Here is a 14,001-nt window from a genome sequence, read left to right on the forward strand (position 1 = left end):
ATAAATATGAGAACGGCCGAGGAAAAGCTCAGGATAACAAAATACGTCCGGTATAGGTGGTGAAAAGTGGTCCGGCTGAAATCAACTGCAACGTTTTTTTAATAAAAAATGGCAGGCAAACTCGCTTTACTTCGAGTATGTCTACAATAAAAAATGACTCCAAAATGGGGTCATTTTTTCTTGGATTCTTTTAACCGAAGCTGAAAATAACGCTCAAATGGAGTTGCATCCGAAGGTGGGAATCGTTTTGTCCGTTAAAAGTTTTCCTTTATCCTCACATTAATGCTTAATTGAATGCAGAATGGAAGAAACGAATTCGAGTGAAGCATTCTTATCGTAAATTGTGCCGATTTTTTGTAAAATAAAGAAAGTCGAGTTTTATTTAGGAAAAACAATTAGTTGAAAGGGATAGGGGTAATAATGATTGAAATGAAGGAAACGATATCATCAGGCAACGAAATGACTAAATCCAAATGGCTGTTGATGGCTCTTATGCTGGGGTCTTTTGCAGCGATTGGACCACTGTCACTTGATATGTATTTACCAGGTCTCCCTACACTGGCAGAGGATCTGAATAGCAGTACGTCTTTAGCGCAGCTGAGCTTGACTGCCTGCTTGTTAGGATTGGCTTTGGGCCAAATTTATTTAGGGCCTCTAAGTGATGCAAAAGGAAGGCGGACACCGTTAGTCATATCTTTATCCATTTATTGCATTTCATCTCTGTTATGCGCTTTTGCTCCAACCATTGAATTGCTTTTATTATTACGTTTTATCCAAGGTATTGCAGGAGCGGGAGGCATTGTCATTTCAAGGGCCATAGTTCGTGACCTTTTTTCAGGAACGGATTTGACCAAGTTCTTCTCCATGTTAATGCTTGTGAATGGGGCGGCACCGATATTGGCTCCGGTTTTTGGCGGTCAACTTTTGCAGTTCACTTCTTGGCGGGGAGTTTTCATTGTCATTTCAGTATTAGGTATCATTATGGTTGCGGCTGCATTTTTTGGGATAAAGGAAACTTTATCGTCTAATCTCAGGAGTGCCGGTGGGGTAAACGATACAGTCAGGACTTTTGGGAACTTATTGAAGGATCGTGTGTTTATGGGCTATGCTTTTGCACAAGGATTCATAAGTGCCGCAATGTTCGCTTATATTTCCGGATCGCCTTTTGTTCTCCAGAACATTTATGGGGTTTCCCCACAGACCTTCAGCCTGATTTTTGCAATAAACGGAATTGGGATCATCATCGCTTCACAAGTTGCCGGGAAGCTTGCTGGGAAGATTAAAGAAGAAAAACTGCTTCAAATGGGATTATGCCTAGCCTTGTTTGGGGGGATATTACTTCTTGCCTCAGTTCTTCTTGAAATGGGGTTGGCAGGAATCTTGGTCGCTTTATTCCTCTCTGTCTCCAGCGTCGGTATTGTCGGTACAACGAGTTTTTCCTTAGCGATGCAAAATCAGAAAAAAACAGCAGGCAGTGCTTCGGCTTTAATAGGCCTGCTTCCCTTCATATTGGGATCACTAATGGCTCCCTTGGTGGGATTAGGTTCAGGTGAGTCACCCTTGCCGATGGGAATTGTGATGGTAAGTTGTCATGTCATCGCCATGTTCGCTTATTTACTCCTTGCCCGTCGCGGATTAAGGCGAGTTGCTTAAAAAGGAAAAAAGCTGAAATCCTGATGTGGATTTCAGCTTTTTCCTTTAAGGGGGTAAGTATGAATCATAAAAGTGATTCTGCTCCATCGATATAAACTTCCGTACCCGTAACATGTGAGGACATGTCTGATGCTAGAAACAATACGAGATCACCGGCTTGTTCGGTAGTTCCCGCTTTCTTCGCCAGGGGCTGGGAGCCTTGCGGATATTCAATGGGAATCGTGATTTTTTTTAAGTTTTCATCTTCCGGGAATGTGTTATCGTGAATGTTCGTATCGATGGAGCCGGGACAAATGGTATTTACCCTGATTTTATATCTTGCCAATTCGAGTGCAGCCATTTTTCCGAAAGCGACTTGACCAGCTTTGGATGAACTATAAGCGGAAAAACCAAAATTCTTGAAATATCGGTTTCCATTGATGGAGCTGTTGATTACGATGCTGCCGCCTGTTTCCTTCATGTAGGGAATGGCGTATTTGATGGTGAGAAAGGTGCCTTTGAGGTTGATGGTATGTGTCTGATCCCAATCTTCTGGCTTTATGTCTTCTATAGGGGCAATCACTCCGTTGATGCCTGCGTTTGCAAATACAAAATCAATTTTTCCAAAATGTTCATAGGCCGTCTTGTAGGCATGTTCAACTTGCTCAGCCTTGGAAACATCCGTTTTAATGATTAAAGCCTCTCGGCCAAGGTTCTCCACTTCTTCCTTCACTTTTTCGGCATTTTCGACTGTACGATCAAAAAAGATGATGTTCGCGCCGTTTTCAGCTAGTTTCAGTGCAGCGCCCCGGCCAATTCCCGATCCTCCACCGGTAATGATGGCAACTTTGTTTTTCATTAATTCTGTCATAAACTTCACACGCTCCTTTTAAGTCTTCTATTCCCAATTTGGGAGTATGTAGAAACATCATGGCAGTGGTAATATAGAAAAATTATAAACGAATATTGCCTAAAAAATCCAATTTAAACAATTGCGGGTGTTCATTATACTTTGTTTTTCAGTGAAATGTCTGTATATTGAGGACATAATTAAGTTAGCTTGAAAGGGGATAGGATGTTGATAAGATTAGGGGTAATAGGTACAAACTGGATCACGGAACGATTTTTGGAGGCTGCTAAGCATGTAGAGGATTTATCTTTAACCGCCGTGTATTCACGTACAGAAGAGAAAGCCAAGGAATTTGCCAATAAATACGAAGTACATACGACTTTTACGAATATAGAAGAAATGGCTGCCAGCGATGAAATCGACGCTGTATATATAGCAAGCCCTAACTCTCATCATTGCCGGCAAGCCGTGTTGTTTTTACAAAATAAAAAACATGTATTATGTGAAAAACCAATGGCCTCGAATGCGACAGAAGTAAGGGATATGATTGAGGCAGCAAAACAAAATGATGTGCTATTGATGGAAGCGATGAAATCGACCATCATGCCGAATTTCGAAAGTATAAAAGGGAATCTGGATAAAATCGGGAAGATTAGGCGTTTCTCGGGAAGCTTTTGCCAATATTCATCACGCTACGATTCATATAAACAAGGAACTGTGCTGAATGCATTCAATCCGGAATTCTCCAGTGGCTCTTTAATGGATTTAGGCATTTACGTCCTCTATCCACTTGTTGTACTGTTCGGTAAACCGAATAAGGTGCAGGCATCAGGAACGATGCTTGAATCAGGAGTTGATGGGCAGGGGACGATTCTGCTTTCCTATGATGAAATGGAGGCAGTCGTCATGTTTTCCAAAATTACTGAATCCAATTTGCCATCGGAAATTCAAGGTGAACTTGGAAGCATCATCATTCAGAAAATTTCAGGACCGCAAGCGGTGGATATTCAGTATCGGGATGGAACCACTGAAAATATTTCTGTTAAACAGGATATGCCTACCATGTATTATGAAGCGAAAGAATTTGTTGATTTGATACAGCAGGGGAAAATGGAATCCGATATTAATTCATATTCGAATTCATTATTGACCATGGAAATCATGGATGAAGCAAGAAAGCAAATCGGCATCGTCTTTCCTTCAGACCGAGGACATGGCCAATCATGAAGGGGAAAAATGGATGTTACTGATAACCCTTAATTGGGTAGAATTCAGTACAGGGATAATTTTATTGTTGGAGGAATGGACATGAATTGCAAAATAAATCGCAATGCAGCAAAGGTCTTACAAAAAATGCTGAGCACTGAAGAAGCCGAAGGGAAAATGATTCGTGTATATATCACCCATATGCATGGTGATCATGCCCATTATGACATGAAGCTGGATACACCGGCAGAGCATGATGAAATCGTCAAAACAGATAAAGAAATCGATATTTTGCTTGATTCACGTGAAGAATTTCTGGATGGTGTCTGGATTAAATATTTTTATGTACCTGAAGAAGGCTTTGAAATCACGAATCCTTCTAAAGAACCGCACGGACATCATCACCACTAAGAGTAAAGGGGGAGGATTGGCATGAATCAAAAATACGAAAAGATTTTTCAACCATATATATTTCCATCAGGGGTAGAAGTGAAAAATCGTATCATGATGGCTCCTATGACCACTTATTCTTCAGATGATCAAGGCGTTGTAACCGATGATGAACTGGCCTATTACGCTGAACGCTCGGCTGGTGTAGGTGCGGTGGTCACGGCATGTGCCTATGTATCTGCTGGAGGCAAGGGATTCCCAGGCCAACTTAGTGCAGATGACGATTTCTTTATCCCTTCCTTGAGAAAACTAGCCGAAACGATTCAGTCAAACGGCTCAAAAGCGATCCTGCAAATATATCATGGAGGCCGGCAAAGTCCGCCGGAATTATTGCCTGATAACCAACCTGTTTCTGCAAGTGCCATCGCTTCCAGCGAGGAAGCACCTGTACCGCGGGAAATGAGTGAAGATGAAATACAAGACATTATTAAGGCATTTGGAGAAGCAACAAGAAGGGCAATCGAAGCAGGATTCGATGGTGTGGAAATCCATGGTGCCAATACGTACTTGCTGCAGCAATTCTTCTCGCCACACTCGAACCGTCGTACGGATAAATGGGGTGGAACACTGGGAAAACGTTTGATTTTCCCGCTTACCATTGTGAATGAAGTCGAGAAAACGGTTGCTGAGCATGCGAAAAAGCCGTTTATCATCGGCTACCGCCTTTCTCCTGAAGAAGGCAGCAATCCTGGAATCACATTAGATGATACGATTCAATTCGTTGATAGATTAGCGAATCAAAACCTGGATTATCTACATATATCGGTAGGCCACTTCTGGAATGGCTCATTCCGCGAGAGTGATAGGACAAAGTCACGCATCGTCAAAATTTACGATAAAGTAGGTAATCGTATCCCTGTTGTCGGTGTAGGCTCACTGCATACACCCGATGAAGTTGCGGAAGCTATGGAAACGGGTGTCCCTTTTATCGCCCTTGGCCGCGAGCTTCTTATGGAACCGCATTGGATTGAAAAAATCAGGTCTGGAAAAGAAGCGGAAATACGGACCACCCTTTCAAAAAAAGATCAGGATGAACTGGTCATTCCAGATTCGCTTTGGGAAAAGTTGATTGGGATAAAAGGATGGCTCCCGGTTGTGGAGTGATTGCCTTGAATAAATGCGTAACCCGTCCTCCTTAGGTGGACGGGTTTTGCATATGTTCATATGAAACTATAAATCAATCATCTTCAGCTAGAAAAAGAGAGGTTGATTCAGCAGAATTCTGGATTTAATCATTCCCTGATAGTAAATACTATCTTTAAGGCTTATGTTTTACGTGAATTAAAAATTAATATTTGTGCCAATGAATTAAATATATTATTATAAATTTAATAAGAGGGTATGAAATGGAGGGTTATAATTGAAGTTTCCACACGATTTTTTATTAGGAGCAGCTTCCGCTTCTTTTCAAATAGAAGGAGCATGGGATGAAGATGGTAAAGGTATAACGAATTGGGATGTCTTCTCGAAGATACCGGGGAAAACATATGAAGGTACAAACGGTGATGTAGCGATAGACCATTATCATCGTTACAAAGAAGATATTAAATTAATGGCAGAGATGGGACTTGAATCATATCGGTTTTCCATTTCATGGGCACGTATTTTGCCAACCGGTGACGGGGAAATCAATGAAAAAGGTTTGGAATTTTATAATAATGTTATTAATGAATGCTTAAAATATGGGATTGTTCCATTTGTTACGCTGTATCATTGGGATTTGCCTTTGACGCTTGAACAAGATGGGGGATGGACGAATAAGCGAACAGCTGAAGCATTCGTCAAGTATGCGGAGATTTGTTTTCGCGCATTCGGAGACCGCGTCAAACATTGGATCACGTTTAATGAAACGGTTATGTTTTGCGGTTTAGGGTATTTAAAAGGAGCGCACCCGCCTGGAATCCAAAACGATGAAAATAAATACTTTCAAGCGACACATTACGTTTTTTATGCACATGCCAAAGCGGTAGAGGTATACAAGGGACTGAATCATTACGGTGAAATTGGGATTACCCATGTATTCCTGCCAGCTTATAGTATTGATGACAAACATGAGAATGTATTAGCTGCTAGGCATGCCAATGAATATGAAACTTTTTGGTATTATGACCCAATTTTAAAAGGTGAATATCCAGCTTATGTGGTTGAGCAATTAAAGGAGAAAGGCTGGACACCAAGCTGGACCGAAGAAGAACTGGATACGCTAAAAAGAAATGCGGGGAAAAATGATTTTATCGGACTCAATTATTACCAGCCCATTCGTGTGGGAAAAAATCGGGAAGCGATTTCAAACATGGAGCATTCAAGAGAAACATCTACTCTAGCTCCAGGAAACCCGTCTTTTGATGGCTTTTATCGGACCGTGAAAATGGAAGATAAAACATATACAAAATGGGGCTGGGAAATCTCACCTCAAGGATTCTTAGATGGGCTGCATATGTTAAAAGAGCGTTATGGTGATATTAAAATGTATGTTACAGAAAACGGACTTGGTGATGAGGATCCGATTATCGATGGTGAAATAGTGGATGTTCCCCGTATTAAATATATTGAGGAGCACTTAAAAGTGATTAAGCGGGCAATCAACGAAGGCATACATTTAAAAGGATATTACGCATGGTCTGTCATTGATCTATTAAGTTGGTTAAACGGGTATAAGAAGCAATACGGATTTATTTATGTGGATCATCATGATCAGTTAAACCGGAAAAAGAAGCTGTCGTTTCATTGGTATAAACATATTATCGAGACGAGAGGGGAAGAGCTGTAAACTGAAAGAAAACTTATATAGAGCCTTGAGTTTTTATAGAGCATGTTTTGAGCAATCTTTCTCAAAACATGCTTTTTCTATTGGTCTTTTTTCAAGTTTTCCGGTATGGGAAATTAGACCAAAGTTCAAACCTCCTAATTCATAGTCTGAATCTACGGCTTCAAATTAACTAGACTGGAAACATGGTCCCGGATTGTAATATAAATGTAAAAATATGCAATAAGTTGTAAACAAATGTTAACGTTACTAACAATGTACAGTTTTACGTTTTACTGTATAATGTTGAAGCGTGGTAGAGGCCATGTCAAATAACTTAACATAAGGAGATTACATATGACGATTATTTCTTAGCTTTGAAAAGTCCCCCCCGCATGGTTTGTCCCGTTGAAAAAACCTACAAGTCAGATTAATTTTGATCAAGCAACTCCCTCTAAAATGAAAGAAAGTCATTTTTCCTGATGATGGTAGATCCCAACTAAAAAAACGACTAAGGATGTGAGTTTTAAAAAGATGATAAAAGATTCTAGATTTCAAGGGTATAATATGAAGGGTTTTCAAAAGGACGTAACGGCAGGATTGGTCGTAGGTGTTGTGGCCATCCCTTTAGGATTGGCTTTTGCAATTGCTTCAGGCGTCGAACCGATATACGGGTTATATACGACCATCATCGCAGGAATCCTCATATCGATTTTGGGTGGCTCCAAGTATCAAATTGGAGGGCCAACCGGGGCGTTCGTTCCTTTATTATTTGGAATCGTTATGCAATATGGGTATGAAAGCCTGCTAATTGCCGGGTTTTTAGCGGGGATTATGTTAGTCCTGATGGGTCTGCTTAAGTTAGGCAATTTGATGAAGTTCATTCCCCGTCCCGTCATCATTGGATTTACAACAGGAATTGCGATAATAATCTTTTCAGGGCAAATTGCCAACTTCTTTGGTATGAAAGTGGAAAAACATGAAGCGTTCATGGATAACATGAAGGAACTGGTGATTAAAGCAGACACGATCAATCTATATAGTGTGTTTGTTGCGATTATATGTTTTGTCGTCATACTGCTGGCACCTAGACTTTTGCCACGAGTGCCAGGACCGCTTCTGGGTTTGCTGATTTCCACAATTGCAGCTTACTTTTTATTTCCCGATAAGGTGGCTACGATTGGTTCTACGTATGGAGCGATTCCGAAAGGTTTTCCGCAATTCCAAGTGCCGGAGCTATCAGTGGAAGTCATTATCACACTCCTTCCCGTTGCTTTTACGATTGCCTTGTTAGGCGGTGTCGAGTCATTGTTATCCGCTACCGTGGCCGATAACATGGGGGGAACCAAGCATGATAGTAATAAGGAATTGGTTGGGCAAGGAATCGCGAACATCGCGACCCCATTCTTCGGGGGGATACCTGCGACAGGTGCCATTGCCAGGACAGCTACCAATATAAAAAGCGGGGCAGCCTCCCCGATGTCCGGAGTCATTCACGGAATTGTCGTTTTACTTGTTTTGCTGGTGCTTTCTCCATATGCAGAGCATATACCTTTGGCTAGCATGGCGCCCATATTGATGTTTGTTGCCTGGAATATGAGTGAAAGAAAGGAATTCGCTCATGTATTGAAAACGAAGACGGCGGATTCTGCGGTTTTGCTAGTCACCTTCCTCGTCACAGTCTTCACTGATTTAATCATGGGGGTAGGAATTGGCTTATTGATTGCCTTCATCACCTTCATTGCAAAAATGAGCCACACGTTAAAAGTCAGGGAAAGAAGTCATGAGATTACCGAGATAGTCCCAATTGATAATTCGGATTCAAAGATCAATGTGTATAACTTGGAAGGTCCCCTATTCTTTGGTTCGATAGACGTCCTGGAGTCATCGATATTGGAGAACTTGGATAATAAGACGAAAGTGTTGGTAATAAGCATGCGCCGGGTAACATATATGGACACTTCAGCAGAGGCTGCACTATTGGCGATTGTTAATCGCATCGGAAAATATAAGGGGAAATTAATCATTTCCGGAATTCAGCAGCAACCCAAGGAATTGTTACTCAGCACTGGTCTGTATCATAAAATAGATAAACAGCACTTTTTTAATTCGAAGGAAGATGCCCTGTATTTTGCCAAGAAGCAGTTGAAGGGCAATTCGGATAAAGTAGTCTAATAGTTTCATCCTCGAAGTCACCTTTTTGGATAGTTATGTTATAGTATCGTTAACAGTAGATTTTTAAAAGAAGGTGACTATCTGGGTGAATATATATCGGATTGGCCAGCTTGCTGAACTTGCGAATGTTTCGAGAAGAACCATTGACTATTACACACAATTAGGAATGCTGAACTATGAAAAAACTGGGTCAAGATATCGGTATTACACAGAAGATGCTTTAAATCGTCTTCAAATGATTAATCGGTATAAAGAACAGAATATGCCTTTGACTGAAATCAAGGAACGGTTACAAGTCTGGTCTGAAACCACTGTTGATTCTGAGCAAGTGCTCTTGATGGTGGACAAGCTATCTACAGACCTTAAAGGACTGGAGAATGAATTGCTGGAATTAAAGCCTTTATTGGAACAGCTCGATGAACAGCAATTAACATATGCTGCACAACAGCTTTCCGTTCGGGGCAGCTCTTTATTGAGTATCCTTGCCATGCTCGCCTAAGCTTTTTGCCAAGTTCAACAAAAAAGACCTGATTGGGTCTTTTTTTGTTAACTGGCCATTTAATGAAAACTTCAAACTCATGAGGATAACCTGACTTTATATACGATAGCGGTACTTTATTTTGGAAGAACGGAGTCTATAGATCTTTTTTCAATAAAGATGAAGGATATAAGGGAATGGAAAAAGAAGAACTTAAGTATCTACTACTATATGAAGAGGTGAAAGGGAATGATTGGATCGATAGTTACGACGGTAAAAGGACATCTTCAAGGTACTATGGAAAACGATATATGCGTTTGGCGTGGAGTCAGGTATGCGAAAGCGCCGATTGAGGGTCTGCGTTTCCTCTCGCCGGAGCCAGTTGATAAGTGGAGCGGTGTCCTGGATGCAGTGGATTTTGGTCCGATTCCCCCGCAGCCGATGGATCGGGCGGTAAGGACAGGAATGACGGGAAATGAAAAAATGGATGAGGATTGCTTGTTCCTGAATATTTGGTCGCCTAGGGCAGATGATAAAAAACGCCCGGTCATGGTGTGGATTCCTGGAGGAGCATACATAACGGGAGCTGGATCCCTTGATATGTACAATGGACATTTACTGGCTAAGAATGGAGATGTAGTCGTAGTAAGCATCAACTATAGGCTGGGGGCACTGGGATATCTGGATTTTTCCGAGTTTGCAGTTGATGGGGAAATATTTGAAACCAATTTAGGTTTACGTGATCAAGTTGCGTCTCTGAAATGGGTTAATGAAAATATAGAAGCGTTTGGCGGCGACCCTGATAATGTTACGATATTTGGTGAATCAGCTGGTGGCAATGCGGTGACGACTTTACTTACTGTTCCTTCAGCTAGAGGTCTTTTTAAACAGGCCATTGCGGAAAGTCCCGCTCCGACATCTGTTTACGGAAAAGGATTTGCGCGCCAATTCAGTGAAAGGTTCCTTGAAATATTGGGCATTGGAAAGGATGAAATCCACCGCTTAAAGACGCTTCCAGTTCAAGAGATTGTCACGGCTTCCTACCAACTCTTGCAGGAAAATTCACAGGCCATGCCGGGCTCATTATCATTTGGACCTGTCGTAGATGGTGACTTCCTGCACGATTATCCACTAGATTCGATTCGATCCGGAAAAGCAAAGGGAATACCCTTGCTTATAGGAACAAATAGGGACGAAGCGACGTTATTCGACCAGATGGATCCCCCATTAATTCCAACTAATGCGGCGATGATTCAGAAAATGTTCGATAACACTGATCCAGAGGCGAAAGAGCGAATTACGAATGCTTATTTAAACTACCCAGAAAAGGAAGCTGTGCTTGGCATTGGCCGTGATGCGACTTTCCATATTCCCTCGGTTTGGTATGCGGAGGCATACAGCCGCTTTGAAAAAACATGGATGTATCGTTTTGATTATAAAACGGCGGCAATGCGCATAAGTAAATTAGGGGCGACGCATGGTATGGAAATCCCTTTTGCTTTCCAGACTTTTGACTCGGCATTTGGGAAACGGATTGTTTCATATGGTTCAAGGTCAGCTGCCCTGAAGGTTTCCCATAGAATGCAGGGCCATTGGGTCAACTTTGCGAAAAATGGAAACCCCAATCCCCCGGAAGGAGAAATCTGGCCGAAATATGATGAAAGAAATCACTACACAATGATTTTTGATAAAAAGGATTATATTGAAAAAGATCCTGACAGAATGATAAGGTTGGCATGGGAAGGGGTAGGGATCTACAAGTGAAAAAAAGTGGCTTGGAAGGAAGCGGGGAGAACAAGGATATCAATAATTTCATGTCAACGAAAGAGTATGCGAAAACGTTGGATCAGGAAGATCCATTAGTTTCTTACAGAGAGGAGTTCTACTTGAGCCCCGGGATGATTTATATGGATGGCAACTCATTGGGACTTTTATCGAAGCGGGCTGAGAAAAGTTTAATGAAGTCATTGGAAGATTGGAAAAAGTATGGGGTCGATGGCTGGACGGAGGGTGCCGAGCCCTGGTTTTACTTTTCTGAGAGATTGGGTGAATTGAGTGCCCCGTTGGTAGGAGCTTTAGAGGATGAAGTGATAATGGGAGGGTCGACTACAGCTAATCTGCATCAGCTTGCGGCCACTTTTTTTGAACCGAGAGCTGGCAGGAATAAGATTTTGGCGGATGAACTAACCTTCCCGAGTGATATCTATGCACTTCAAAGCCAGCTCCGATTGCATGGGCTTGATCCTTCGGCACACTTGGTTCAGGTGAAAAGCCGAGATGGTAAATTCCTTGAAGAAGAAGACATCATTGAAGAGATGAACGAGGAAATAGCGTTGATTGTACTTCCGACGGTTTTATATCGAAGCGGACAGATCCTTGATATGGAGAGGTTAACAAAGGAAGCGCATGCGCGTGGAATCATGATAGGATTCGATGCCTGTCATTCCGTGGGAGCCATCCCGCATTTGTTTGACAACTGGGAAGTGGATTTCGCGTTTTGGTGTAATTATAAGCATTTGAATGGCGGACCAGGATGTGTAGCGGGGTTATATGTGAACCGTAAGCATTTTGCAAGGATGCCCGGGTTGGCTGGATGGTTTGGGTCGCGGAAAGATAAGCAGTTCGATATGGAACATACCTTTACCCAGGCAAGTTCGGCAGGTGCCTTTCAAATTGGAACTCCCCATATATTAAGCATGGCCCCCCTTTTAGGCTCGCTTGAAATGTTTGCGGAAGCGGGGATAGAACAAGTCCGGAGGAAATCCTTGAAGCTGACTCAATATCTTATGGATTTAGTACATTCGGAATTGACGGGATATGGATTTGAGATTGGGAGCCCAAGGCATGAAGCAAAAAGGGGCGGTCATATCATCCTTGAACATCCAGAAGCTGCAAGAATATGTAAAGCATTGAAACAAGAGGCCATCATTCCCGATTATCGTGAACCGAATATGATTCGTTTAGCACCTGTTGCTCTTTATACCTCTTTTCAGGAAGTCTATGAAACTGTACAGGTGCTTAAGAAGATCATGGACGGCAGATTATATGAAAACTATGAAAATAAAAGGGGAATCATTGCCTAGAATGGGAGCAACATATGGAGAAAAATAAACTGCATCGTGAATTATCATCGAATCAAATCACCATGATAGCCATGGGATGTGCAATTGGCACCGGGTTATTCTTGGGAAGCGGCCTTGCGATTTCAACGGCAGGTCCAAGTGTACTTATCAGCTATGCAATAGGTGCATTCATTGTCCTTCTGCTGATGGGCTGTTTGGCGGAAATGACTGTAGCCTATCCAACATCGGGATCCTTTGGTACCATTGCTGAAAAATATATAAGTCCATTTGCGGGTTTTGTTGTGAGGTATTCATATTGGATAGCGAATGTTCTTGCCATTGGTGTCGAAGTGAGTGCCATCGCTGTTTATATGAAATATTGGTTCCCGGCTGTACCTGGAAGTGTTTGGATTTTCCTTTTTGCTGCACTGCTAATCTATGTAAATGCGACGAGTGTCAATACATTCGGGAATTTTGAGTATGTATTTTCAATGATCAAGATAAGCGCCATTGTCATATTCATTCTACTTGGCGCCTATGTGGTGATTGGCGCAGGACCTTCAAGCGGGATCGGTGTAGAGAACTATGCCAATGATGGAGGTTTTATGCCTTTCGGCTTTTGGGGGCTCTGGGTCGCCATATTCATTTCGCTCTTCAGCTTTTTAGGAACTGAGTTGATTGCGGTGACGGCGGGAGAAGCAAAGGATCCGGATATAGCCGTCCCTAAAGCTTTGAAGGCTACTGTCTTCAGGCTTGCCACTTTTTATGTACTGACTATCGGGATCATGTTAATGATTGTTCCCTGGCAATCTGCCGGTATTGACAAAAGCCCATTTGTTAAGGTAATGGAAATCCTGAATGTTCCCGGGGCATCGGGAATAATGAATTTCATTATTTTAACCGCTGCTTTATCCGCTATGAATAGTCAATTATATGCCTCCACCAGAATGATATTTTCGTTATCCGAGCAAAAGCAGGCTCCAGCCCTATTTCAAAAAGTGAGCAGGAAAGGTGTCCCGGTAAGGGCACTTCTCATATCCACTTTAGGAATATTTCTTGCTGCAGGAGTAAAGGTCCTGCTTCCGGATACTTCATATGCATTCATGATGGGGATATCAATGTTCGGAGCCATTTTAACCTGGTTCATGGTGTTCATTTCCCATTTATATTTCAGGAAGAGATGGGAGAAATCAGGTGGCCGCAAATTACCGGTTAAAATGTATGGATTTCCATATCTAACGATTCTTGGTGCATTACTTTTGTTTGCTTTGACGGTATCTACCTGGTTCACTGGCCCATTTAAAATCGTGCTCCAGTTCGGGGTTCCTTGGCTGATCTTTCTTTGCATCACTTATTTTTTGATGTCGAAATTCAAAAGAAAGTAAAGGGAAAGAGGGATAGT

Annotated in this window: 11 protein-coding genes; 10 read left to right on the forward strand and 1 reads right to left on the reverse strand. The window is 42.0% G+C overall.

Annotated elements, in window-relative coordinates; all coding sequences use genetic code 11:
• Positions 1–420 precede the first annotated feature (420 nt).
• On the forward strand, positions 421–1,653 hold the full coding sequence (locus tag ACIROD_RS13365; protein ID WP_483878376.1) for a multidrug effflux MFS transporter: 1,233 nt from the start codon (positions 421–423) through the stop codon (positions 1,651–1,653).
• Positions 1,654–1,717: 64 nt separating this feature from the next.
• Here the strand turns inward: ACIROD_RS13365 and ACIROD_RS13370 are convergent, their stop codons facing one another.
• Positions 1,718–2,503: an SDR family oxidoreductase gene (locus ACIROD_RS13370; protein WP_101224066.1), complete on the reverse strand. Its 786-nt coding sequence runs from the start codon at positions 2,501–2,503 to the stop codon at positions 1,718–1,720.
• 207 nt (positions 2,504–2,710) lie between these two features.
• Between ACIROD_RS13370 and ACIROD_RS13375 the strand changes: the two genes are divergently transcribed.
• From ACIROD_RS13375 to ACIROD_RS13415, 9 genes are all read left to right on the forward strand, one after another.
• Positions 2,711–3,709 carry a Gfo/Idh/MocA family protein gene (locus ACIROD_RS13375; RefSeq protein ID WP_402941483.1) on the forward strand — a complete coding sequence of 333 codons (999 nt, stop codon included), beginning with the start codon at positions 2,711–2,713 and terminating at the stop codon, positions 3,707–3,709.
• Positions 3,710–3,790: 81 nt separating this feature from the next.
• Positions 3,791–4,099, forward strand: a complete 309-nt coding sequence (locus tag ACIROD_RS13380; RefSeq protein ID WP_101224065.1) for an iron-sulfur cluster assembly accessory protein — start codon at positions 3,791–3,793, stop codon at positions 4,097–4,099.
• 21 nt (positions 4,100–4,120) lie between these two features.
• Complete coding sequence (locus tag ACIROD_RS13385) at positions 4,121–5,242, forward strand: NADH-dependent flavin oxidoreductase (protein WP_402941488.1); 1,122 nt, start codon at positions 4,121–4,123, stop codon at positions 5,240–5,242.
• A 256-nt stretch (positions 5,243–5,498) separates the two neighbouring features.
• Positions 5,499–6,908 carry a glycoside hydrolase family 1 protein gene (locus ACIROD_RS13390; RefSeq protein ID WP_402941491.1) on the forward strand — a complete coding sequence of 470 codons (1,410 nt, stop codon included), beginning with the start codon at positions 5,499–5,501 and terminating at the stop codon, positions 6,906–6,908.
• 510 nt (positions 6,909–7,418) lie between these two features.
• Positions 7,419–9,059, forward strand: coding sequence for a SulP family inorganic anion transporter (locus ACIROD_RS13395; protein WP_402941494.1), 1,641 nt, complete (start codon positions 7,419–7,421; stop codon positions 9,057–9,059).
• 85 nt (positions 9,060–9,144) lie between these two features.
• Positions 9,145–9,558, forward strand: coding sequence for a MerR family transcriptional regulator (locus tag ACIROD_RS13400; protein WP_157831082.1), 414 nt, complete (start codon positions 9,145–9,147; stop codon positions 9,556–9,558).
• A 228-nt stretch (positions 9,559–9,786) separates the two neighbouring features.
• The gene (locus ACIROD_RS13405; RefSeq protein WP_402941497.1) at positions 9,787–11,301 is read left to right on the forward strand and encodes a carboxylesterase/lipase family protein; all 1,515 of its coding nucleotides are present in this window, start codon (positions 9,787–9,789) and stop codon (positions 11,299–11,301) included.
• A 50-nt stretch (positions 11,302–11,351) separates the two neighbouring features.
• The gene (kynU, locus tag ACIROD_RS13410) at positions 11,352–12,620 is read left to right on the forward strand and encodes a kynureninase (protein ID WP_402942917.1); all 1,269 of its coding nucleotides are present in this window, start codon (positions 11,352–11,354) and stop codon (positions 12,618–12,620) included.
• Between the two features lie 14 nt (positions 12,621–12,634).
• On the forward strand, positions 12,635–13,984 hold the full coding sequence (locus ACIROD_RS13415) for an amino acid permease (protein WP_402941499.1): 1,350 nt from the start codon (positions 12,635–12,637) through the stop codon (positions 13,982–13,984).
• Positions 13,985–14,001: the final 17 nt, after the last annotated feature.

The sequence above is a fragment of the Peribacillus sp. NPDC101481 genome (genome assembly GCF_044767165.1).
Classification (GTDB): Bacteria; Bacillota; Bacilli; order Bacillales; family DSM-1321; genus Peribacillus.